Annotated in this window: 16 protein-coding genes and 1 pseudogene; 6 read left to right on the forward strand and 11 right to left on the reverse strand. The window is 51.8% G+C overall.

Annotated features, from left to right (window positions below):
• The first annotated feature begins 155 nt into the window (after nucleotides 1–155).
• The 4 genes from mfd to ACFQO0_RS00745 all read left to right on the forward strand — a co-directional run bounded on the left by mfd (nucleotide 156) and on the right by ACFQO0_RS00745 (nucleotide 5,834).
• Nucleotides 156–3,602 carry a transcription-repair coupling factor gene (gene mfd, locus ACFQO0_RS00730; protein ID WP_382232095.1) on the forward strand — a complete coding sequence of 1,149 codons (3,447 nt, stop codon included), beginning with the start codon at nucleotides 156–158 and terminating at the stop codon, nucleotides 3,600–3,602.
• 32 nt (nucleotides 3,603–3,634) lie between these two features.
• Entirely contained in the window at nucleotides 3,635–4,480 is an 846-nt protein-coding gene (gene serB / locus ACFQO0_RS00735; protein ID WP_382232097.1) for a phosphoserine phosphatase SerB, read from the forward strand.
• A 150-nt stretch (nucleotides 4,481–4,630) separates the two neighbouring features.
• Complete coding sequence (locus ACFQO0_RS00740; protein ID WP_382232100.1) at nucleotides 4,631–5,392, forward strand: hypothetical protein; 762 nt, start codon at nucleotides 4,631–4,633, stop codon at nucleotides 5,390–5,392.
• Between the two features lie 82 nt (nucleotides 5,393–5,474).
• Nucleotides 5,475–5,834, forward strand: coding sequence for a DUF4870 family protein (locus ACFQO0_RS00745; RefSeq protein ID WP_382232102.1), 360 nt, complete (start codon nucleotides 5,475–5,477; stop codon nucleotides 5,832–5,834).
• Between the two features lie 48 nt (nucleotides 5,835–5,882).
• Here ACFQO0_RS00745 and ACFQO0_RS00750 read toward each other — a convergent pair whose 3' ends face one another.
• From ACFQO0_RS00750 to ACFQO0_RS00770, 5 genes are all read right to left on the reverse strand, one after another.
• Nucleotides 5,883–7,049, reverse strand: a complete 1,167-nt coding sequence (locus tag ACFQO0_RS00750) for a cystathionine beta-lyase (protein ID WP_382232104.1) — start codon at nucleotides 7,047–7,049, stop codon at nucleotides 5,883–5,885.
• Nucleotides 7,050–7,082: 33 nt separating this feature from the next.
• Complete coding sequence (locus tag ACFQO0_RS00755) at nucleotides 7,083–7,595, reverse strand: hypothetical protein (RefSeq protein WP_382232106.1); 513 nt, start codon at nucleotides 7,593–7,595, stop codon at nucleotides 7,083–7,085.
• Nucleotides 7,592–8,956 (reverse strand): 30S ribosomal protein S12 methylthiotransferase RimO, encoded by a 1,365-nt coding sequence (gene rimO / locus ACFQO0_RS00760; protein ID WP_382232108.1) that lies wholly within the window; start codon nucleotides 8,954–8,956, stop codon nucleotides 7,592–7,594. Before rimO ends, ACFQO0_RS00755 begins: the two co-directional genes overlap by 4 nt.
• A gap of 148 nt (nucleotides 8,957–9,104) precedes the next feature.
• Nucleotides 9,105–9,674 (reverse strand): polyhydroxyalkanoate synthesis repressor PhaR, encoded by a 570-nt coding sequence (gene phaR, locus ACFQO0_RS00765; RefSeq protein WP_382232110.1) that lies wholly within the window; start codon nucleotides 9,672–9,674, stop codon nucleotides 9,105–9,107.
• A 181-nt stretch (nucleotides 9,675–9,855) separates the two neighbouring features.
• A complete protein-coding gene (locus ACFQO0_RS00770; protein WP_382232112.1) occupies nucleotides 9,856–11,505 on the reverse strand; it encodes a PHA/PHB synthase family protein in 1,650 nt (549 codons plus the stop codon).
• A 55-nt stretch (nucleotides 11,506–11,560) separates the two neighbouring features.
• Here ACFQO0_RS00770 and ACFQO0_RS00775 point away from each other — a divergent pair, with 55 nt between their 5' ends.
• Nucleotides 11,561–11,797, forward strand: a complete 237-nt coding sequence (locus ACFQO0_RS00775) for a hypothetical protein (RefSeq protein ID WP_382232114.1) — start codon at nucleotides 11,561–11,563, stop codon at nucleotides 11,795–11,797.
• A gap of 93 nt (nucleotides 11,798–11,890) precedes the next feature.
• On the opposite strand, the gene pgeF is transcribed toward ACFQO0_RS00775, so the two are convergent.
• Complete coding sequence (pgeF, locus tag ACFQO0_RS00780) at nucleotides 11,891–12,643, reverse strand: peptidoglycan editing factor PgeF (protein ID WP_382232116.1); 753 nt, start codon at nucleotides 12,641–12,643, stop codon at nucleotides 11,891–11,893.
• A gap of 107 nt (nucleotides 12,644–12,750) precedes the next feature.
• Nucleotides 12,751–13,779: an RluA family pseudouridine synthase gene (locus ACFQO0_RS00785; protein WP_382232118.1), complete on the reverse strand. Its 1,029-nt coding sequence runs from the start codon at nucleotides 13,777–13,779 to the stop codon at nucleotides 12,751–12,753.
• A gap of 44 nt (nucleotides 13,780–13,823) precedes the next feature.
• On the opposite strand from ACFQO0_RS00785, the gene ACFQO0_RS00790 reads away from it, so the two are divergent.
• The gene (locus ACFQO0_RS00790; protein WP_382233964.1) at nucleotides 13,824–14,624 is read left to right on the forward strand and encodes an outer membrane protein assembly factor BamD; all 801 of its coding nucleotides are present in this window, start codon (nucleotides 13,824–13,826) and stop codon (nucleotides 14,622–14,624) included.
• 114 nt (nucleotides 14,625–14,738) lie between these two features.
• Here ACFQO0_RS00790 and ACFQO0_RS00795 read toward each other — a convergent pair whose 3' ends face one another.
• The 4 genes and pseudogenes from ACFQO0_RS00795 to ACFQO0_RS00805 form a co-directional block, all read right to left on the reverse strand.
• A complete protein-coding gene (locus ACFQO0_RS00795; RefSeq protein WP_382232120.1) occupies nucleotides 14,739–21,635 on the reverse strand; it encodes a calcium-binding protein in 6,897 nt (2,298 codons plus the stop codon).
• Between the two features lie 53 nt (nucleotides 21,636–21,688).
• Entirely contained in the window at nucleotides 21,689–22,312 is a 624-nt protein-coding gene (locus tag ACFQO0_RS16900; RefSeq protein WP_417456457.1) for an ATP-binding cassette domain-containing protein, read from the reverse strand.
• Nucleotides 22,313–22,528: 216 nt separating this feature from the next.
• Nucleotides 22,529–23,449 (reverse strand): annotated as a pseudogene (locus ACFQO0_RS16905) (ABC transporter transmembrane domain-containing protein); the annotation flags it as partial.
• Between the two features lie 17 nt (nucleotides 23,450–23,466).
• Nucleotides 23,467–25,131 (reverse strand): biopolymer transporter ExbB, encoded by a 1,665-nt coding sequence (locus ACFQO0_RS00805; protein WP_382232124.1) that lies wholly within the window; start codon nucleotides 25,129–25,131, stop codon nucleotides 23,467–23,469.
• Between the last annotated feature and the right edge of the window lie 62 nt (nucleotides 25,132–25,193).

Below are 25,193 nucleotides of genomic sequence, written 5' to 3' on the forward strand. Positions count from 1 at the left end.
GTATTGCGCACGCGCCCAAGCGAGCAGGACTCAGCTGTGAGGCTTGGTTTATAATCTCATCATAATTTTTCACTGTCAAATGAAGTGCAGAGCTACACAAAAACCAGTATGCCGGCACTTTTTGACCACCCTGACATGTGCAATGTCGCTATTTGATGTCATTCGACCTAAAAAAATCTCTCCCCAAGCCCGGTTCGCGTTTTGTCCTGCCCCCGATTCATGGTTCGGCAGACGCCTACGTATTAGCGCAAGCCGCTGCCGAACTGCAATCGCACAAGCGCATGCTGACGGTCGTCGTCGCCAGCGCCAGCGATGCGCAACGCCTGCTGACTGAAATACCCTGGTTCACCAGTGAAGGCCAGGACAAGCTGCGCTGCCATCTGTTGCCGGATTGGGAAACCCTGCCTTACGACGCATTCTCCCCACATCAGGATCTGGTATCCGAACGACTGGCAACGCTTTATGAAGTATTGAACGGCCAGTGCGATGTGCTGATTGTGCCTGCCACCACTGCGCTGGTGCGCATGGCGCCGCCGTCCTTCCTCGCGTCCTATACCTTCTTCTTCAAGCAAGGAGAAAAACTGGATGAGGCGAAGCTGAAGGCACAGTTGCAACTTGCCGGCTACAGCCCGGTCAAGCAAGTAATGTCACCCGGCGAATACTCGGTACGTGGCGGCTTGATCGATATCTTCCCTATGGGTTCGGTACTGCCGTATCGCATCGACCTGTTCGGTGACACGATAGACACAATACGCACCTTCGACGCCGATACGCAGCGCTCACTGTACCCGGTCAAGGAAGTGCGGCTGCTGCCGGCACGCGAATTCCCCATGGATGAAGAAGCGCGCACCGCTTTCCGCGGTCGCTGGCGCGAATTGTTCGAAGGCGATCCAAGTCGCTCTGTCATTTACAAAGACATCGGCAGCGGCATTGCATCTGCCGGTATCGAATATTACCTGCCGCTGTTTTTCGAAGAAACCAGCACGCTGTTCGATTATCTGCCGACAGATACGACTTTTGCGCTGGTTGGCGATATCGATGCGGCGATCAAGCGCTTCTGGGCCGATACCCAATCGCGCTACCGCTTTCTCAAATCGGATCGTGAACGGCCATTGCTGGCGCCTGAGCAGATTTTCCTCAGCGACGAACACTTCTTCACGCTGGCCAAGCCTTTCGGTCGTTGGGTCATACAAAACGAGGATATTGCCTCGGAGTTGTCAGCGCCTTTGCCGAATATTGCCGTCAATCGTCGTGCCGATGATCCGCTGGTCAATCTGCGCGCTTATCTGCTGCAGACCGACAAGCGCGTCCTGATTTGCGCCGAAACCAACGGTCGACGCGAAACACTGCAGCAGTATTTCAATGAATACGATCTGCCGCTCGCACCGGCGGATGGCTTTGCCGATTTCAGCACCGCTTCCGCAAAATTGATGCTGGGCGTGGCCCCCATGCATACCGGTTTCGAACTCGGCCAAGCACTCGGCAATCTCGCTTTCATCACGGAAACCGAGTTGTACGCTGGCACAGGCCGTCGCGTCGGCAGCAAGAAGCAGGAATGCGCAACGCAAGTCGAATCGATGGTACGCGACCTGTCCGAGCTCAAGATCGGCGATCCGGTGGTGCACATCAATCACGGCATCGGCCGCTATATGGGTTTGACCAGCATGGATCTGGGCGAAGGTGAAACCGAATTCCTGCATCTGGAATATGCCAAGGACACCAAGCTCTATGTGCCAGTTTCGCAGCTGCATGTAATCTCACGCTACTCAGGCGCATCGCCGGACGACGCGCCCTTGCATGCGCTGGGTTCCGGCCAATGGGAAAAAGCCAAGCGCCGCGCTGCTGAAAAAATCCGCGATACCGCGGCAGAACTATTGAACCTGTACGCTCGCCGTGCCCTGCGTGAAGGCCACAGTTTCGAATACTCGGCCCACGATTACGAAGCCTTTGCAGAAAGCTTCGGCTTTGAAGAAACCGTCGATCAAGCCGCCGCCATCAATGCCGTCATCAAGGACATGACCAGCGGCAAGCCGATGGATCGACTGATCTGCGGCGACGTTGGTTTCGGCAAGACCGAAGTCGCACTGCGCGCAGCTTTCGTCGCCGTACTCGGCGGCAAACAGGTCGCGATTCTGGCGCCGACAACGCTGCTGGCAGAACAACATGCGCAAACTTTTGCAGATCGTTTCGCCGACTGGCCGGTACGCATCGCTGAATTATCGCGCTTCCGCAGCGGCAAGGAAATCACTCAAGCGATGAAAGGCATGGCCGATGGCACGCTGGATATCGTGATCGGCACGCATAAATTACTGTCTGCGGATACCAAGTTCTCGCGCCTCGGTCTGGTCATCATCGATGAAGAACATCGCTTCGGCGTGCGGCAGAAGGAAACCCTCAAGGCATTGCGTGCGGAAGTCGATGTACTGACGCTGACCGCCACGCCGATTCCACGCACACTGGGCATGGCGCTGGAAGGCTTGCGCGACTTTTCGATCATCGCCACCGCGCCGCAAAAGCGGCTTGCGATCAAGACCTTCGTGCGCAGCGAAAATGCATCCGTGATACGCGAAGCCTGTTTGCGCGAGTTGAAGCGCGGCGGCCAGGTTTACTTCCTGCACAACGAAGTCGAGACCATCCAAAATCGCAAGGCAATGCTGGAAGAACTGATGCCGGAAGCGCGCATCGGCGTTGCCCACGGCCAGTTGCACGAGCGCGATCTGGAACGCATCATGCGCGATTTTGTCGCCCAGCGTTTCAATATTCTGCTGTGTACGACGATTATCGAAACCGGCATTGACGTACCGACTGCCAACACCATCATCATGCACAGGGCCGACAAGTTCGGTCTCGCACAACTGCACCAATTACGCGGACGCGTCGGTCGCTCACATCATCAGGCATACGCGTATCTGCTGGTGCAAGACGTACAGGGTTTAACCAAACTCGCACAGCGCCGTCTCGACGCCATTCAACAGATGGAAGAACTTGGTAGCGGCTTTTATCTGGCGATGCACGATCTGGAGATACGCGGCGCCGGTGAAGTGTTGGGCGATAATCAATCGGGCGAAATGACCGAAATCGGCTTCCAGCTCTATTCCGACATGCTGAATGAAGCAGTACGCTCGCTGAAGAATGGCAAGGAACCGGATCTGGCCGCACCGCTGTCGAGTACGACCGAGATCAATCTGCATGTTCCAGCGCTGCTGCCGAGCACCTATTGCGGCGATGTGCACGAGCGCCTGTCCCTCTACAAACGCCTGGCGAACTGCAAAACGCAGGATGCCGTCAACGACTTGCAGGAGGAATTGATCGATAGGTTCGGCAAGCTGCCAGATGCCGCGCAGGCCCTGGTTGAAACGCACAGGCTACGGGTTGCAGCGGTCCCCGTCGGCATTATCAAGATTGACGCGCATGCAGAATCTGCGACACTGCAATTTGAGCCAAATCCGCCTATCGATGCAATGCGCATCATCGAGCTGATACAAAAGAATCGCCACATCAAATTGAGTGGCCAGGATAAATTGCGTATCACCGCCAGCATGCCGGATCTGGCTGCCCGCGTGAGTCAGATCAAGAACACGATACGCGCGCTCCTTACCTAACGAATAACGATCACACTTTAATCGACATCACCATGAACCTGATTTTGCAAGGCCTGACAGTACAGCGACACCTCGTCGAACAGATAGCTGATCTGGCGCGTCCACGCGCGATCGTCGCCATCGGCGAGCATGCCTATCGGTGCGTCGACGTCAGCTACAACGACGAAGTGAAATCGCAAATCGACATGGCCGCGTGGGGTTCAAAACTTGATTATGCGTTTATAGAACGCGGGCGCTCGCTGGCCGACTTCAAGCTGGTGGCGATGGATATGGATTCGACGCTGATCACGATTGAATGCATAGATGAAATCGCCGACATGCAAGGCTTGAAACCACAAGTTGCAGAAATTACCGAAGCTGCCATGCGCGGTGAAATCGAATTCAAGGAAAGTCTGACACGCCGCGTCGCCCTCCTCAAAGGATTGGATGCCGGTGCGCTGCAGCGCGTTTATGATGAACGACTGGCACTGTCATCGGGGGCTGAGAAAATGCTCAGCGCGATACAGGCTGCAGGTTTGAAAACCCTGCTGGTTTCCGGTGGCTTCAGCTTCTTCACAGACCGCATGAAGCAACGCCTCACTCTCGACTACACGCACTCTAACCAGTTGGAAATCGTCGATGGAAAATTAACCGGCCGCGTCATCAACGGCATCGTCGATGGCGAAGAAAAAAAAGCGACGGTGGAACGCGTCTGCAAGGACCTCGGCATTTCTCCAAAACAAGCGATCGTGATGGGCGACGGCGCCAACGATTTGCAGATGATGCGCATTGCCGGATTGTCGGTGGCATTCCGCGCCAAACCGGTAGTGCGTGCACAAGCCGATGTGGCACTGAATTTCGTCGGCCTCGACGGCATCTTGCCCTTGCTGACTGCCTGACTGCAAGCCTGACGAATGTATTTGCGTTCGTGCCGGGATTTACTTATGCTTGAGAACAGATAGACAAGATAAATACAAGCAGCACGGGTTTTTACATTTTCGCAAAAAGATCGCGCGATGCGTGTCGCGCGATCATCATTGACTTCGACAATGACGATGAATACCTTTGGCCCCCGACAAGTCGAGACATCCAGCTGGCAGCGCTGGATCAAGGAAGCCATCCATCTTTCCGGCAAGCACCTGGCATTGAATGTCTGCCTGGTCTTGCTGACCACCGGCTTGCTCAGCCCCTTTCCCGCGCTGCTACTGACGGTCATTTCTCCAGTGCTGCTGGGCGTATTCGTTCTACTGGCCTACTGCGCCGATACCTCAGAACCGATCTTGCCCACGCTCAAAGCCGCATGCGATAGCTTGCTGCGTTTGCTGTTCTGTTCCGCGCTGGCTGTCTGCACCCTCATCATGGCGCTGTCCTTGATCATCCTGATTATCAAGGGTTCCGTGATCGGTCCCGAGACAGGCAGCACGCCTTACATTGCGCAAGCGCACCGGATCAGCGACTTCCTGGCCGGCTCCAAGGCACTCTTCTCGATCGGCATCTGGTTATTAGTGATCCTGCCGTGGTTTGCCATCCCGCTGATCGTCTGTACCCCGCTGCCGCTCAGAGCTTGTCTGGACCAAACCTTCGCGGCATTGAACCAGAACAAGTTTGTCGTCATCGTGATCTTCCTGTCTGCGCTACTGATGATGGCTGGCGCACTGTTTCACGGTCTGACAGTGGTGCCGCTCTACCCGATACTGGGCGGCTTGCTGTATGCATCCTACCGGCATATTTTTCTCGGCCTGCCACCGATGGAACTCAAGCCGGCCAAGGTAAAAAGCGCCGCTCTCAATCGCCGCTTGCAAACCAAGTAACTCCCCCCATCTGAACTGCAGACCTTGCACGCGCGTGCAACTTTATTGCCGTCGGTTAATCTATATAGTTTTAGGGGGAACCATGAATCAGGAAGTCGTGTTCGACAGTCGCCTGCAATCGGCAAAAAATCTGGCGTGGTGGTTGTATATTGCGCACGCCGCCAGCTTGCTGTTTTCACTGGGTGCGTTTTCATTCATTCCATTGATCATTAATTACGTCAAACGTGAAGATGCGGCTAACACCTTTGTCTACAGTCATCACGGCTGGCAGATCCGCTCCTTCTGGTGGTACCTGGTATGGATGACGCTGGGCGGCATCTTATTCCTGACTTTTGTAGGCATTCCGTTCGCATTTCTGATCTGGGCTGTCGCATGGTTATGGAAGCTCTATCGTCTGATCAAGGGCATCGTGGACTTGAACGACAACAAAGCCATGCCTTGAGCATACTTCGATTCACCAATAAAAAAGCGTCCTATCAGGACGCTTTTTTCATAATGCCTTGAAGGCTCGCTCTATATCGGCGATCAAATCCTCGGGGTCTTCCAACCCGATATTCAACCGCACCAGTTGCCCTTGGTGCAACCAGTTATGTCGCATGTGCTGCATGCGATATGGCACCGCCAAACTGTTGACGCCGCCCCAACTGAAACCGATCTTGAACAATTTCAGGCTATCCACAAAGCGATCCGTTTGCGCTTCGCTATAGCGCGGATCGAACAAGACAGAAAACAATCCGCCGGCGCCGCTGAAATCACGTTTCCATATTTCATGGCCGGGGCATTCTGGCAGTGCGGGATGTAATACCGTCGCAATCTCCGCCCTTGTCTGCAGCCAGCTTGCAATCTTGCGCGCCGCTGCATCATGCGCATCGAAGCGCAACTTCATCGTCGGCAAGCTGCGCAACACCAGGTAACTGTCGTCTGCACTGACACCAAAACCAAGCCGCATATGCGCCAGTTCCAGCCGATGATTCAAGGTTGCATCCTGCGTGATCACGGCACCCATTAATACATCTGAACCGCCGGATTGATATTTGGTCAGCGCCTGCATCACGATATCCACACCCAGCTCGAACGCGCGTAAGGCAATTCCGGCCGACCAGGTATTGTCTAGCGCAACCAACACGCCTTTTGCATGGGCAGCTTTGCAAATGGCAGGAATATCCGGCACTTCCATCGATACAGAGCCCGGCGCTTCGGTCCAGATCAGTTTGGTATTCGGTTGAATCAAGTCGGTGATGCCGCTACCGACTAGGGGATCGTAATAGCGTGCGGCAATACCAAAATCATGCGTCAGCCAGTTGGCCAGTTCGCGATTCGGGTTATAGACATTATCCGGGATCAATACATCGTCGCCGCTTTTCAAAAAAGCGAAGTCGACCATTGCAATCGCCGACAAGCCGCTCGGTGCGAGCAGGCAATGCTTGCCGTCTTCAATCGCGGCGAGGCGTGCTTCCAGCGTAAAGGTGGTGGGTGTGCCGTGCAGGCCGTAGGTATATGCCGTCTTGTCCTGCCATTTGCGTGAGCGCATGCTGGCTACATCCTTGAACAATACCGTCGATGCGTGGTGTATCGCTTGCGGAAATGCGGCGAACCCTTCCGGCGCGACATAGTCATTGTGTATCAGTGCGGTCTGGAAGGATAGGCGATCTGTCACGCGAGTCTCCGATGGGCGAATTACTAATTCTTACTACTGTTTGCTGACGACGCCCTTCTGGACTGCCTTGGACGAAGTCTGTTTTTGCGACGGCTTGTGTACTTGCGGAATAATCTTCAGCGAAAACGGTTTGGTAATCGAGCCGTCGGCGGACATCCAGGTTCCTGCGAGAACATCACCTTCCAGTTTGCCATCCCATTGGCCGGAAATATCGGTGCCGTTTATGGACTCTTCCATGAAAATAACACCATCTTTCTCGATTTCGCCAGCCAGCAATATCTTGTGTGAATTGCCGAAAATGAAGTACTCGCCCTCATGGCCTTCATCAACTTCCTCTTTCGGACGCAGGTTGACCTGTATCTGCACATCACCAACGGTGCCGCGCAACGCAACCGGCTTCTGGAAAACGACAGGTGCAGACGATACGGCGACGGGCGCGTATGAGGGAACTGCCGCAACTGCCTCTTGCTTCACGTCCGCTGCAAAACCATTGGCTGCAAACGCCAGCGATGCAATCAGGGATAAGTTAAAAACTTTTTTCATCATGCCTCGGCCCACAGATCATGCGCATCGGCACCAGTGATTTTGACATCGACGAATTCGCCGACCTTGTATTTGATATGCGGCTCGTACGGCGCCTTGACGTAGACGACGCCGTCGATTTCCGGCGCATCGGCACCTGAACGTGCAGTCGCTGCACCGGTGCGGCTGACTTCATCGACCAGTACGCGCATGGTCTTGCCGACTTTTGCCTGCAAACGTTTCTTGGAAATTTCTTCCTGCAGCAGCATCACTCGACCGCGACGTTCTTCACGTACTTCTTCCGGCACTGCATTTGGAATGTCATTCGCAGTTGCGCCTTCAACAGGTGAATACGCAAAGCAGCCCAGACGGTCGATCTCCGCCTCCTTGAGGAAGTCGAGCAGATATTCAAATTCGGCTTCGGTCTCACCAGGGAAACCGGCGATGAAGGTCGAACGAATAGTCAAGTCAGGACACATTGCGCGCCATGCCTGAATGCGCTCTATATTCTTTTCGCCACTGGCTGGACGCTTCATGCGCTTCAATACATCCGGATGCGCATGCTGCAAAGGAACGTCCAGGTACGGCAGTATCTTGCCTTCCGCCATCATCGGAATGATCGCGTCCACGTGCGGATACGGATATACATAATGTAAGCGAACCCATGCGCCATAAGGAGCGGCCAATTCGCCCAGCGCTTCTACCAATTGCGTCATATGGGTTTTGACCGGCTTGCCATTCCAGAAGCCCATACGGAACTTGATATCGACGCCATAGGCGCTAGTGTCTTGCGAGATCACCAGCAATTCTTTCACGCCGGCCTTGAACAAATTTTCCGCTTCCATCATCACATCGGCAATCGGACGCGACACGAGGTCGCCGCGCATCGATGGAATGATGCAGAAGCTGCAACGATGGTTGCAGCCTTCGGAAATTTTCAGGTAAGCGAAATGTTTAGGCGTCAGCTTGACGCCTTGCGGCGGCAGCAAATCAAGGAAAGGTGCGTGCGGCTTGGGCATGTGCAGATGCACAGCATCCATCACTTCACCCAGCGCATGCGGACCGGTAACAGCCAGCACTTTCGGGTGGACTTTCAGAATGATGTCGTCGCCGTTGCTATCTTTTTTCGCACCCAGGCAACCCGTAACGATGACCTTGCCGTTTTCATTCAACGCCTCACCAATGGCATCCAGCGATTCTTGCACCGCTGCATCGATGAAGCCACAGGTATTGACGATGACCAGATCAGCGCCGTCATAAGACTTGGCAGTGTCATAGCCTTCTGCGCGTAGCTGGGTAAGAATTTGTTCTGAATCGACCAGAGCTTTCGGGCAGCCGAGAGAAACGAAGCCGATTTTTGGCGTTACTTGAAGTGCATTGGTCATGGCGAAAGGCAGGCAAAAAAGCGTGTGATTGGGTGCGAACTAAACGAAGCCGCTATTGTACCCTTTTGCCCGCTCGGCCAGCCAGCTGATGCGGCTGGCCCTGCCATTCGGTAAAACGTGTTGTTTTACATGTGCCTAACTTGTCATTCTACTTATTGTTTTTATCGCTCGGTGGCACAGGGGGAACGAAAGGAAATGCACCAAACATATTCTTCGATTGCGCCTGCATCTGCTCCTGCATCTGCACGAACAGGCTTTTGCTCTGTTCAATATAATTGCTCATCATCCCTTGCATCATCGGCCCCTGCACATTCATGAACTGCGTCCACATTTCCGGACTGAACGGTTTGCCTTCGTACAGACCTTTTGAGTTTTCTGTCAGCTTGTTTTGTATATCGATGAAAGCCTGGATATTTTTTTCCAAATACGAACCCATCATGCCCTGCATTGCGTGGCCATAATAACGAATGATTTGCGACAAAGCTGCGCTGGAAAACATCGGCGAGCCGTTTGCTTCTTCTTCCAAAATGATCTGCAACAGAATACTGCGCGTCAAATCTTCATCTGTCTTGGCGTCCACCACCGAGAACTGTTCACTGTCGAGCACTAATTGTTTGACATCTGCAAGCGTAATGTAAGAACTGGTTTGCGTATCGTACAAACGACGATTCGGATACTTCTTGATTAAACGCTCAGCGATTTTTTTAGTACTCGTCATCAGAATTCCCAACTTGCTGCGTCGCAACGCATTTGTGTCTATCGTCTCAGGAAGCGAATGGCATTCGCTTTTAAAGTTCATTATAGTGCTAAAAAACAAAGGTTTACGCAAGCGATGGCATGTTTTACATTCGTGCCGCACTGCAAGAAAAACGTATAACTCTCGCTTTTCGCAAGTTCCATTAACTCGCTTTCACCTTAACATAGCGACCTGGTGCCGCTTCTATCGCCGTGAATTGAGGATTACCCACCTTGTCGGGTGCCTTGATCTGTTTACCTGCCTGTTTCTTCAAAAAATCGATCCAGGCCGGCCACCAACTGCCTGCAACCTCAGTCGCATCCGCCAGCCAGGACAAGGCATCGTCATCATTCCCGCCGGCAGCCTTGTCATTAATCCAGTAATGCCGTTTGCTGCTACTAGGCGGATTGATCACGCCCGCGATATGACCGGAAGCACCCAGTACGAAAAAATTTTGCTGCGGCTTTTTGCGATTCAAAATGTGGGTCGACGCGTAAGCACTAGTCCACGGCACGATGTGATCCTCGCGTGAAGCATAAATAAAACTCGGTACATCAATTTTGCCAAAGTCGATTTTTTTGCCGGCAAGTTTGAATTTATCCAGTTGCTTCAGGTTATTTTCCAGATAAGTATTACGCAGGTACCAGCAATACATGGGACCGGGAAGATTGGTGCTATCTGCATTCCAGTACAACATGTCGAAGGGTGCCGGATTTTCACCCTTCAGATAATGAGAAGTAACATAATTCCAGATCAGTTCATTCGACCGCAGGCTGGCAAAAGCAGCATTGAAATCCAGCCCCTTCATCAAGCCGCCATGTCCTATGGATTGTTCTGTTTCCTTCACTTTTTCTTCATCGATATAGACATTCAGTATGCCGGTATCGGAAAAATCGAGGAAGGTTGTCAGCAAGGTCAAACTGGCAGCTGGCTTTTTGCCACGCGCACAAGCCAGCGCGAGTGCGCTTGTCAGTAACGTACCGCCTACACAAAAACCCAGTACATTGATTTTTTCCTGCGCTGAAATAGCCTGTACAACGTCAATCGCTTGCAACACACCTTTTTCAATATAGTCATCCCAGGTGGCGCCCGCAATCGAAGCATCGGCATTCCGCCATGAAACAAGAAAAACGGTAAACCCTTGCTCCACCGCGTAACGGACGAAGGAGTTATGCGGCTGCAAATCCAGTATGTAATATTTGTTGATGCAAGGAGGCACCAGCAGTACCGGCCGTTCGTAAACGGTCGCAGTCAAAGGCTTGTACTGCAGCAACTGAAACAACTCGTTTTCGAAGATGACTGCGCCTTCGGTAATGGCGACATTACGCCCCACTTCAAACGCTGATTCATCGCTTTGCGAGATGCGGCCTTTCTGTATATCTTTAAACAAATTCGTGAGGCCGGTAGTCAGGCTTTCACCCTTGGTCTCGATAATTTTTTGCTGCGCTTCCGGATTCGAAAAAAGAAAATTGGCGGGCGACATCGCATTCACCATTTGCTCCAGGGTAAACCGAATTTTTTGCTTGGCTTTGGGAGGCACTTGTATCGCATCCGCCATCTCGGCCAGAAATTTTGCATTTAATAAATATGATGCCGCGTTGAATGCATGCAAGGTACTCGATTGCCAGGCAGGATTAGCAAAGCGGCGGTCAGCAACAGGCGGCACTTGCGCCGTCAGCATTTGCTGCCATAGCGCAGTGAACTCTTGCGCATAACGCCTCTGCAATTCGGCTGCGGTCGCAGGATCAATTACGGGATCGAAATGCATGCTCGCTTTGCTGGCCGATGGATCAGGGGATTCTGGCTTATTCATGCTGGCAACTCTCTTTTCGAGTATCTTTGCGGTTTGAATTTCACTTCAGGCATCCATGTACATTATTGCCATCGCTTGGATCTACGTCGTCTTCATGATGGCAATCATGGAAACAACGGCTATCGCAGGGATCATGACTTTTACGCTGTATGGCGTGCTACCCGTGTTGATAATTGTATACGTGATGGGGACCGGTGGGCGCAAGCGTAAACGGCGCGAGCAAGAAATAAAGCGGCAAGAAGATTTAAAGCAGGAATTACTGCGGCAAGAGCGGCAGCAAAAAAGCGATTGACCAAACGCAACTTGCAGAACGCAAGCCGGAAATCTCAAATAAAAATTTAAAATACTGAGCTTCAAACGGCATGGTGTGCCGTTTTGCTTCAGCCTACTCCAGCCAAATCAGTGAGGCCATGCGGCCGGTAACGCCGTCGCGACGGAACGAATAAAATCGCTGCGGCTCGTTCACCGTGCAGTATGTACCTCCAGTAACATGCATCACGCCCGCACGTGCCAGGGTTAACCGTGCCAGTTGGTAAATATCGGCCAAATACTTTCCAGGACGTTGCTCTATCGATTTGAAAGCATCCTGCATCGCCGCATCCTTCGCGACAAATGCCTGCACCACATCGTCACCCACTTCGAATTGCTGCGGACCAATTGCCGGTCCTAGCCAAGCGTACAGATTGGTCGCCCCGGATGCGCGCATCGCGGCGACTGTATTTTCCAAAATGCCACCCGCCAAGCCACGCCAGCCTGCATGCGCGGCACCGACTGCGCGCCCTTGGCCGTCGGCAAATAGCACTGGCAGGCAATCAGCTGTCATGATCGCGCATACCACTCCGGGCTGAGTCGTAAAGCTCGCGTCGGCAAGTGGGGCATCCAGCACTTGTGCCGCATCCAGCACTGTGGTGCCATGAACTTGCTTCAACCATGCCGGCTCAGCCGGAAAATATTTGCGTATTTGCGCACGATTCTGTTGCACATGTTCAATCGCATCACCTACATGGACGCCGAGATTCAAACCGCCGCCCCTGTATCCATCGTCATATGGCGACAGACTGTTGCCACAGCTGCGCGTCGTCGCCATGGCACGCACTGAGGGCAAAGTCTTTCCCCATTGGGGCAATATGATTTCCATGCTCAGGTTTTATCTCGGGTGAATCAAAAGAATTCAGAAAAAAAGCAGCAGGCTGAGGAAGTACCAAATAAACAGAACTTCCCCATGCAGCGCTACTTACTATTGACTCAATAACTCTTGATGCCGCTACGCGCAATCAGGTCTGCAAAGTCTTGCGGCAATTCTGCCGTCCATTCGACTACTTCGCCGGATACCGGATGGATTAACCCGAGGCGCCGTGCATGCAATGCCTGACGCGGGAACACCGTGGTCAGGTGCTGCTTGCCGTACAGAGCATCACCGACCAATGCGAAACCAATCGATTGCATATGCACACGGATTTGATGCGTACGTCCTGTTTCCAGCTGGCAAAGCATCAGGCTGACCGGGCGGCCATCCAGCATGCCGGTTGCCAGTCGCTGAAAATGCGTAACCGCAGGTTTCGCCGTAAGGTTTTCGGAAACTGCCATCTTGACGCGATCGCGTGAATGACGGCCTATGGACGCATCGATTTTCCCGGACGCATTTGGCGTGCCCCACACCAGCGCCAGATACTCGCGCTTGACAGTACGTGCCTGCAACTGCCGCACCAGATCGGTATGTGCTACCAGGCTTTTTGCCACCACCATTAAACCGGTAGTGTCTTTATCCAGCCTATGTACGATACCTGCACGTGGCACACCGGCAATCGCCGGAATGTAGTGCAGCAAACCATTCAACATCGTGCCCGACCAGTTCCCGGCAGCCGGATGGACGACGAGGCCGGAAGGTTTGTTCAATACCAGGATCGCAGCATCTTCATGCGCGATATCCAGATTCATCTCTTCCGGCTTGAAAGCTTCATCTTCAGGGGCCGGTTGCGGGTAAATGACAACTTTTTCATCGCCATAGACTGTCATTTTGGCACGTGCAACTTCGCCGTCCAGGCTAACGTGGCCGCCATCTATCCATTGCTGGAGGCGGCTGCGGGAGTATTGGGGAACAAGGGTGGAAAGTACCTTGTCCAATCGGACGCCGCAGACCTCGGGTGTCAATTCCAACTCTATCGGGGCGACATCGAACAGGTCGCCGTCTCCTTCTTCGACACCTTCCAAATCGGTGGGCGGTATCGTTTTATTCACAATCGGTGTTTCAGTTGGGTTCACTGCAAGTCCCATCGGCTATAATCATTCATTGTCTGGCGGTATCCTCGCAAAATCTCATGCAAAAACAAATGTTAAAACTTACTTACATCGCTCTTGCCTTCCTGTTGTCCGCGTGTAGCCTCACACCGGACCAAATTGACGAGACCAAAAACTGGTCGCCGTCCAAATTATACTCGGAGGCCAGAGATGAAATGAACTCTGGCAACTACGAAAAAGCGGTTAGTCATTTTGAGAAGCTAGAATCGCGCTACCCCTTCGGCACGTATGCCCAGCAAGCGCAAATGGAAATCGCCTACGCTTACTACCGCCAGGGCGATCAGCCCCAGGCGCTGGCAGCCGTCGAGCGTTTCATCAAGTTGCACCCGGACCATGCAAATGTAGATTACATGTACTACCTGCGCGGCCTGATCAACTTCAATGATAAAAAGAGCATGTTTGACTTTGTATCCAGCCAGGATCCAACCGAACGCGATCCCAAAGCTGCACGCGAAGCCTTCGATGCCTTCAAACAGCTGACTGAACGTTTTCCTGACAGCAAATACACACCTGATGCCACGGCACGTCTGGCCTATCTGGTCAATGCGATGGCGCAATACGATGTCCACGTTGCCAACTATTACTACCGTCGCGGCGCCTACCTTGCGGCAGCAAATCGCGCCCAGTCAGCGGTCAAGAACTATCCGGGCGCGCCGGCTGCAGAAGGTGCTTTGTTCATCATGATGAAATCCTACGAAGCCATGAACCTGCCGGAATTGCGCAACGATGCGGAGCGCGTGTTGAAGACCAACTTCCCGAACAGCGTTTATTTTTCGGGCGGCCCGAAAAAAGATGTGCCTTGGTGGCAAATCTGGAATTAAATCTGAATAGCGTCACCCAGTAAAAAAGCCTCGCATTGCGAGGCTTTTTTATTTTCGTGCGTTCAATCAATTATCTTCAATGACTGAATCGAAGACATCTATTCAAGAATGGAACTACACCAAATGCAATGTAGCGAGGCGCGTCACTTGATTCGTGTCATTTGCAGCATAGAAGTACACATCATTACCGGTGTAAAGAACATTTTCACCACCGAATGAAACCGGATTAGTCGCCAGATTGATATCCACCCATAACTCATGCGTACCGCCAGTAATATCGATAATAGACGCCGCAGTTGCAATGAATTTGGTCGTCCCGTTCGCAGTTAAATCCAGCTTGGTAATATTGTTGATGCTATCCGGAGTACTTTGCAAATCAGCCAAAGACAAGGTCGCACCTAAACCATATATTTTCAAAACTGCGGCATTTTGTGTGAACGTGCCACCACCATCGATACTCGCAACATTGCTCTGAAGACCAGTTCCGCTAGCATTCACTTCGAAGATCGTTGTGCCTCCCAAGCTGCCATAAAAATGGTTGGTGCCACCAGCACGGCCATTCAACGTATCAAGACCACCAACAAAGGCAGTGAGATTATTAGTCGTGTCGGTACCGGTCGCTGTCAACACATTAGCTAGATTGTTTCCCGTAAGATTATTCGTAACACCACTAGCAGCGCTACCAGTCAAGTTCTCGATGGTGGTGTACGTGTCACCAGCCGCATCCCCCGTATTTACAGCAGAATTATTCAGATTCGCGGTCACGCCAGTCAGCGATTTTTCATAGCTGACCGTATCCAGACCGCCGCCGCCGGTAAAGAAATTAGCAACACTATTCGCGTAAAACGTATCGGCTCCGCTACCGCCTATCACATCCTGAATATTGATGTATTTATCACCTGCGGCAAGACCGCCTACGCCGGCAGCATTTGGAGTAAACAAATCGACAGTAACGCCGACGCTATCAGTCGCATAGCTGACCAGGTTATGCGCTCCGCCACCCCCATCAAATATATTCACCAGGTTGTTGGCAACAAACGTGTCATTGCCGGTGCCCCCGGTTGCGTTATTGATGTTGAAGTAACTGTCTCCCTGCGCCAGATTATTTGCGCCCAAACCAGTACCCAGACCAGTCAACAAATTAATGGTTACATCCAATGTTGAATGGGAATAGCTGACAGTATCGATACCGCCACCACCGGTAAAAATATTGGCAGCAGAGTTACCGAAAAACACGTCATTACCCGAACTGCCGAGCACGTTTTGAATATTGAATAGCGTATCGCCCTGCGCATCTCCGCCGCTACCGGTGCCATCAAAGAGATCCACACTTACAGCGGTAGAACCTGCATAACTTGCGGTATTGTTAGTACCAACACCGGTCAGGACGTCTGCGCCGCCACCGCCGGTCAAAGTAGAGCCGCCGCCCGCTTTACCAGTCAGACTGTCGTTATAAATACTGCCAATCAAATTCGTAATATTCACTGCACCCGCCGCGTTCAAGAAGGTGTCGCCCTGAGCAAAACCGCCAGTTGCCGCAGCGGTTGTATTCAAATTAACCGTTACTGCCGAAGTCGAATAGAAATAGCTAACTGTATCGGCTCCGGCTCCGCCACCACCGTTAAAATTATTCGCATCCAGGCTGGCGTAAAATAAATCAGCATTTGTTGTACCGATGATGTTCTGGATATTGTTCAGGATGTCGCCGGCAGCATCACCGCCTAGATTCCCCGTTCCCGTATGCAGATTCACTTGAACTGCCGCAGAACCCGCATAATTCACTGTATTGTTGAGGCTGCCCGCATAACCGGAAAGTGTATCGCCCATGGCGCCACCGGTCAGTGTAGAGCCACCGCCAATTTTCCCTGTCAATATATCAACGTAAGCGCTACCCACCAGATTGGTAATTTCGGTGTAAATATCGCCATTCGCGAATCCACCAGTACCTGTTCCGGCAGCAAGACTTGCGGTCACGCCGGCGGTTGCTTTTGAATAGTCAACCGTATCAACGCCGCCATTGCCAGTAAAACTATTAACGTCGACGCTGCCATAAAACACATCGGCCAACGTGGATCCCACCACATTCTCGATGCCAATGTAGGTATCACCAGCTGCGTCGCCACCAACACCCGCCGTCGCTCCAGTTAGATCAACTGTTACTCCCACTGCCGAGAGTGAATAGTTGACTGTGTCAGAGCCGGCGCCACCGGTAAATTTATTGGCTGCCGTGCCTGCAAAAAATATATCGTTGTAGCTCGTACCTGTAATATTTTGGATGCCGTTGAAGGTGTCACCCGCCGCAAAACCACCGGTACCTGTGCCAACCGTAGGCTTCAGATTAATAGTGACACCGTTGCCGTCATTCGCTTTGGAATAATCAACTGTATCTACACCACCGTTGCCGGTGAAAACGTTGACGTCATTGCTCGCGTAGAAAAGATCAACACCGGTGCTACCAACAACGTTTTCAATGCCCACATAAGTATCACCAGCTGCGTCGCCACCAACACCTGCCGTCGCTCCAGTTAGATCAACTGTCACTCCCGCTGCCGAGAGTGAATAGTTGACTGTGTCAGAGCCGGCGCCACCGGTAAATTTGTTGGCTGCCGTACCTGCAAAAAATATATCGTTGTAGTTCGTACCTGTAATATTTTGGATGCCGTTGAAGGTGTCACCCGCCGCAAAACCGCCGGTACCTGTGCCAACCGTAGGCTTCAGATTAATAGTGATACCGTTGCCGTCATTCGCTTTGGAATAATCAACTGTATCTACACCACCGTTGCCGGTGAAAACGTTGACGTCATTGCTCGCGTAGAAAAGATCAGCACCGGTACTACCAACAACGTTTTCAATACCATCGTAGGTATCACCAACCGCATCACCGCCGATACCCGAGGTAGCACCGGTCAGATCGACTGTGACACCAGCCGCAGACAGGGAATAATTGACCGTATCCGAACCAGTACCACCTGTGAATTTATTCGCCAGCGCGCTCGCGTAGAACACGTCGTTGTAGTTTGTACCCGTGATGTTCTGAATATCCGTGAACGTATCCCCAGCAGCAAAACCGCCGGTCGCCGTACCCAATTTCAAATTAACTGTGACGCCATTGCCGTCATTGGCTTTCGAATAATCAACTGTATCAACACCGCCACCACCCGAGAAACTGTTGACGTCATTGCTTGCATAGAACAAATCAGCCGACGTGCTGCCAACAATGTTTTCAATGCCGACATAGGTGTCACCAGCTGCATCGCCACCGATACCAAGCGCATTGGCGGTTGCCAGATCGACTGTGACACCAGCTGCAGATAAAGAGTAATTGACCGTATCTGAACCCGTTCCGCCTGTGAATTTATTCGCCAGCGCGCTCGCGTAGAACACGTCGTTGTAGTCCGTCCCCGTAATATTTTGAATATCGGTGAACGTGTCGCCGGCAGCGAAACCACCAGTCGCCGTGCCCAACTTCAAATTGACTGTGACACCGTTGCCGTCGTTCGCTTTTGAGTAATCAACTGTATCAATGCCACCACCGCCGGTGAATTTATTCGCATCGATACCTGCATAGAACAAATCAGCTGACGTGCTGCCAACAATGTTTTCAATGCCGATATAGGTGTCACCAGCTGCATCGCCACCGATTCCAACTGCATTGGCGGTTGCCAGATCGACTGTGACACCAGCGGCAGACAGGGAATAATTGACCGTATCCGAACCAGTCCCACCTGTGAATTTATTCGCCAGCGCGCTCGCGTAGAACACGTCGTTGTAGTCCGTCCCCGTAATATTTTGAATATCGGTGAACGTGTCGCCGGCAGCGAAACCACCAGTCGCCGTGCCCAACTTCAAATTGACTGTGACACCGTTGCCGTCGTTCGCTTTTGAGTAATCAACTGTATCAATGCCACCACCGCCGGTGAATTTATTCGCATCGATACCTGCATAGAACAAATCAGCTGACGTGCTGCCAACAATGTTTTCAATGCCGATATAGGTGTCACCAGCTGCATCGCCACCGATTCCAACTGCATTGGCGGTTGCCAGATCGACTGTGACACCAGCGGCAGACAGGGAATAATTGACCGTATCCGAACCAGTCCCACCTGTGAATTTATTCGCCAGCGCGCTCGCGTAGAACACGTCGTTGTAGTTTGTACCCGTGATGTTTTGAATATCCGTGAACGTATCCCCAGCAGCAAAACCGCCGGTCGCCGTACCCAATTTCAAATTAACTGTGACGCCATTGCCGTCGTTCGCCGTGACGTAGCTGACAGTATCAAGACCGCCATTTCCGACAAATGAATTGCTGGCGATACTTGCAATAAACGTGTCATCGTAAGCAGTCCCGATTATGTTTTGAATATTGATGAACTTGTCGCCCTTGGCATAACTGGTTGCATTCGCACCGCTCACGTCGCCAGTCGCCATGTCCACCACAATGCCATGCGTGTCGGTCGCCTCGGCATAGCTGACCGTATTGCTGCCGCCACCGCCGTTAAACGTATTCTTGTCTGTGTTCGCGATGAAAATATCGTTGCCGGCACCGCCAATCACATTCTGAATGTGTGCATAAGTATCACCTTGCGCATATCCGCCACTACCCACGCCGTTGAACAAATCGACGGTGACTGCAGTTGAAGCACTGTAATCAACGGTGTCGAAACCACCTGAGCCGCCATCAAACTGGTTCGCGACCGTGCCGCCCTTGAACACGTCGTCGTATGAGCTACCGATGAATTTTTCAATGCTCGCATAGATGTTGCCGTTGGCGTAGCCGCCCGATCCTGTGTTGAGCAGCGTATCGATGGTGACGCCGACATTCGACGTTACATAACTGACCGTGTCATTGCCGGCAGCGCCGCCGTCAAATTTCACACTATCGATGCCTGCGACAAAAATATCGCTACCGCTGCCACCGATTACATTTTGTACACGAATGTAGCTGTCGCCATCCGCGTTGCTGGCCAAATAAACGCTATTGACCGAGTCAAAATCCGCGCTGCTGCCACGACCGGTGACGAAGTTAACCGTTACGCCAACCGCAGAGCCTGCGTAGCTAACCGTATCTGAACCGCCGGTGCCGCCGTCAAATGCATTGGCGGTTGCGCTGGCAATAAACGTGTCGCTATAAGCGGTACCAATGACATTATTAATGCCATGAAAGACATCGCCCTGGCCAAAACCAGCAGCACCGCCGCTGGCATCGCCTGTTGCCATCGCTACCGTGACACCATGCCCGTCATTGGCCTTGGCATAGCTGACAGTATCGCTGCCACCATTACCCGTGAACACGTTGGCGACACTGCTCGCGATAAAAGTGTCGTTGGCATTGGTGCCAATAACATTTTCAATATTGACGAACGAAACGCTGGGCGCATTTCCGCCGACCACCGTGCCCGCAGTCAAATCAACCACCACGGATGGTGTGGACGCGGCGAAACTGATCGTGTCGCTGCCGCCAGTACCGCCATCGACCACACGCGTATTTACACCAACAACAAAGGTGTCATCGTGCGCGCTGCCGATTACATTCTGGATATTCGATAAGGTATCGCCCTGCGCATCACCACCTGTTCCAAGGCCTGTGCTCAAGTCAACCGTAACGCCTGTGCTTGAGGTTTTATAGCCTGCCGTATTGTTACCGGTGCCACCGACCAACATGTCCTGACCTGCGCCACCTTCAAAATAGGTATTGCCCCGGCCGCCATATATGGTGTCGTTACCACCGCCACCGTTCAAACTGTCATTGGCGTTGCTACCGTATATCGTGACTCCGTCGTCATTACCCGCGTAAACGGTATGTGGCACACCTTGTGCCGGTAACACAAACACACTCTCGCCCGTAACCGGATCGGCATAGACCAAATCGTTGGCACTATTAGCATCCTTGACGATCACGCTTTTGACACTGTTAACTGTCTGCACGCCGTCCGCAGTAATCACGGACAACGAAAATGACAATTTAAATTGTTCATGAATCGGTGAACCGGGAGTCGCAGCAACCGTGTCATACTGAAGCTGCAATGAATACTGCTTTTGACCGGGTTGAACGGCGACGGTGTAAGAACCATCCGCTTCAAGTGTGGCGTTTAGAATACTCATGCCACTTGGAACACCGGTAATTTTCAGTGACTGGACATTGCCGTCACCGCTAATGGAGACATCCAGAACCTTGACGAATTTATTGTCAGGCACATTACCGGTAGGCGCTTTTCCTGTCGCATAAATGGTATGCACACCAGCAGCACCAGTTAAGACTTGCGGAGAAAACTGCGGCCCGGGCGAACCGTCACTCGACGATAATGGGGTACCACCGCTACCATACAAAACGCCATTTTCCGTTCTCGTTGATGTCAGATTAAACAGGCTGACGACCATCGCAGGCTCGTTAGGCCCGATGACATATTCCTGCGGCGTTTTACCCGGACGTTCCGGTATTCCCTCGGCTACATGTTTAACCAGAGGTTGCGATTGCGCGTCGCCATTGCCGGTAAAGTTCGACGTAAATTCATTTGCTGGCTGCGCATTATTTTGTATGACGCTGGACAATTGTCCCAAAGCCTGACTGATGGCAGAAAGCGCCGCATTGGTTGCCTGCGCTTGTCCGGCCAAATCATTGGCACCATCATTTTGGCTGGATGCATTCTCTTGATTGCCATGTCCAGCGCTATTGGCAGGTTCGGAATTAAGTACCAGAGGTTGATCGAACTTCTGCAAAGTGATCTTGCCAACCTGGTCCATCAAACGACTGGCTGTGTCCTTGCTATCACTGAACAGCACCGCAACATCGGCATCCATTGCACCAAGTGCGCCCCCGGCCAGCACCACCTTTGTGCCATTAGTGAGTGTGAGCACCATGTCGACGTCGACAATCTGTATGTGCGCAACGTCGCCTTTTGCAATCTTCGGATGAAAATTACCATCCTGATCCGGCGTCACGACCTTGATAGGCGCGCCATTGGGAGGCACTGACGAATTAGCGGAAGATTTAGCAGCGGGAGCAGTAGCCATGAGAGTATTCCTTCTTGTTACGGGCATGGATCACATCAGCCCGCCGTACGTTTTTACTGCAATATTTGAGCCCGTGGGCCATCAGCGACGATCTTGCCATCATTGATTACGATGATTCTGTCCATCTGTCGTAACAACACAGGACTATGCGTTGCCACTATCAGTGTCCGGTTGCCAGCAAAGGCAATTAATCTTTCGACAATTCGACCTTCAGTCATTTGATCTATGCCAGTTGTCGGTTCATCCAACAGCAGCACATTCGGAATACATGCAATCGCCCGGGCCAACGCAATCATCTGTCGCTGTCCACCGGACAAATTGCCTGGCGCGCGAATAATCTGATCCATGCGTAACTGTCCATTCGCAATCAGATCCTCCAGGCAAGAAACCGCTAATGCAGCCTGATAAATATTGGTGCTTACTCTGTTATCGACAAAAATATTCGACGCAACAGTGCCATCAAATAAAAATGGATCCTGCGGCTTGTATGAAATACAACGCATACGCACTTCATCGGGATACGCATTCACTGCAATTCCGTCATACAGAACTTGTCCTGTATCAGGCTTATGAACTCCAGCCAGGCAACGCAGCAAAGTAGATTTACCAGAACCAGAGTGACCGACGATGCCAACCTTCTCGCCAGGATTGATCGCAAAATTCAATTGCTTCAGCATTGCCGGTTCGCCTGGCTTGATGCTAAATGACAGATTGGAAACCTGGATTTTTCCCTGCATCTGTTGGCGATCAACTTCGCCAGACTGGAAATTTGCTTCAGGCGTATCGATGAACAATTCCTCGAACGACGCCCTGGCCTGTTTAAATGCATCGATGCGCCCCATCACCATCGATACCGAAGACAACATCGAGGCTGCGCGTCCAGCCAGCATAGAAGCGGCAATCAACGCACCGACCGTAAGTGCATTCGCCTCAACCAGATACACACCGACGACCAGCGTAGCGATCGTGATAAATGTATAGCCGCTGGAAGAAATCGTGTAACCGACAGCGCCCCAGAAGCGGCCTTTTGATAGCGTTATTGCAGATTGCTTTGCATCGAGATCGAAGAGCTCAACAGCCCGTTTTTGCAAACCAGACGTCTTCAGCGTTTCAATACCAAAAACCAATCCTGCCAGTTTGTCAGTTTTGGTAGCACCGGCGGCCATAGCCATTCTTGCGTAGTCCGTAGCAGGAATTTTGCAAAGTAACTGCGCGCCGACCAGCAATACACCGCAAGCAATGAAGACCCATAAAATCGGTCCAGCAATCATGCCTAACGCGAGCAAATACAGTATTAAAAATGGAAAGTCGATGATGATCAGCATGTAATTCGATGACAGCAATTCACGCGCGCTGGTAATGTCACGATACTTTGCCAACACCACACCAACTGGCCACGATACGCGTGCCGCCAACAGCCGCTGCACAATGACTTGATCAAAATCGACGTCAAACTTGCCAGCCAATTGTTCTATATAAAATGCGCGTATTACACGCAGAGCGAATTCCAGTACGACGAACAGCAGCATCCCCAGCGTCAATGCCCACAAGGTATCCGGAATATGGTTTCCAATTACCTTGTCGTACATCAGCCTTGAGTACAAAGGCATTAACAAGCCGAACAAATTAATCAACAAACCAGCCACAACAATCTCGACCAGCCGTTTGCCATATGCACGCAGCAGCGTCACGTACATAGGATCGTGCGTGATCTTGTTCAGCGTATCGCGCGAGACCTCAACACCACCAACGTTGGCGACAGGCGCCTCGGTGAGTGGTGAAGTTGCGACAGGTTGATCGGGCAATTGGCTCATCAAATTTTCAATACTTCTTATTTGTTCTCGCTACGTGTTGCCAGTTCACGCATTGCCTCACGTAGTTCAAGGCGTAAATCCTTGATCATGGTTTGGCGACCGCTACGCATTTCTTCAATGATGGTTTGCGACATCACGTTTTGACGCATCAGTGCTTCGCTGATACCGGCCAAAGCTTGCGGAATGGCATCCAGCCCTTTGATACGTTCATTCTGCATCGCCATATGTTTCGCCATATCAATCTGCAACTGACGTGCAGCCAGCGCATCACGCGTAATGTTGCTTGAGTTTTCGCCGATGACTGTTCCCAATTGTCCCAAGCGCGTTGCCACTGTCGAATGGATTTCAGATTGATGTTGAATCGCGTTTAACTCATCAGCAATACGAATCGACACCTGATTAAGCAAGCCCGGCAATTGCGCAATGTGTTGCGCCGACTTTTCATGCAGGCTGGCCAAATCAGATTGCTGACTTTGGATAGAAGACAATGCCGATGACAAGGAATTTTGACCGCTCTGTATGGTGCCGACAATTTGCGGCAAGACGTCAAAGCTACGCAATGCAATATCGCCGTTAACACTCAAGCGTTCACTCAGCAAAGACAGGCTTTGTGTAATGTCTTGTGTCGAGGTCATCTTTTGATTAATGATCTGACCCAGATTGCGAATTTCTTCCAGTGTTTGTTGACCTACTTCATGCATGCGCGGACCGAAAGCCACAAGCTGACGCGTGTTCTTCGATTCATCTATGCTTTCTTGGAACAGTTTAGAAATAGACGCCAAACGATCATTCATTGCTTCCAGCTTCATACCAGCTTGCAAAGAAGCGTCAGAGCTATTGCGCGAAGTCAGTACCGATTCACGTTGCAAGACCATCAGATCATGCAAAAACTCCGCAAGGAAGGACTCTGAAATACCTTGGCGTTGTGATGCGCCCGGTCCCGACATTTCATGCACTACGTGTTCCACCATCACACCGATGCACTCACGTGCAGAAACTTCCAGACGTTTACCCGCACCGCGCAAACACACCAGTGTCAAACCGAGTGTCAGTGAACCGATCAAGCCAAACATCGATGCACTGAATGCGGTACCCATACTGGCCAAAGGTTTGTTTAAGTCAGCGACCAGACGAGCAAACGATGCATCCATATCGGAGCCTTGGCTTGCTTTGCCAAAACCGTTAATCAAGTCTGCAGTACTAACCAAGGTTTCCAACAAGCCGATAAACGTGCCCAGCAAACCAAGTGCAATCATGAAGCCGGTCAAATACTGAGGGAACTCCATGCGCGCTTCGAGATGGGCGTGCAACTCGGACAGTGAACGCTCAATGGTTTCCTGTTCAATACGCGAGGTGAGACGGCCTTTGGTGCTCGCGACACTGACCAGAACCTTGGCGATCTCTGATCCTGCAAAGATCGGATCCTGCACCAAGTCTTCCAGCAACTCACCGGCTGAAGCCCGTGCATAAAAAAGCTTCAGCTTGTTGTATTCCCAGTTCACCTTGTACACGTCGTACATGATCAAGGCGACACCGAATACTGCAACTCCAATGATGAATAAATTGAGTACAGGATTAATGTGAATTGCATGGAGAACAAAATCCCTGAACAGCAGGCCGCCACCTAGCAATAGCAGCGAAGGAATCATCGCAAGAACATAGTATTTGCGTAGCGTTTTCATGGTGCTGGGTATTCCTTGAGTTTTAATTTAAATATTCTTGAATCAAACATTTACTGCTTTCT

This window comes from Herminiimonas aquatilis (genome assembly GCF_042665175.1).
GTDB lineage: Bacteria > Pseudomonadota > Gammaproteobacteria > Burkholderiales > Burkholderiaceae_D > Oxalicibacterium > Oxalicibacterium aquatilis.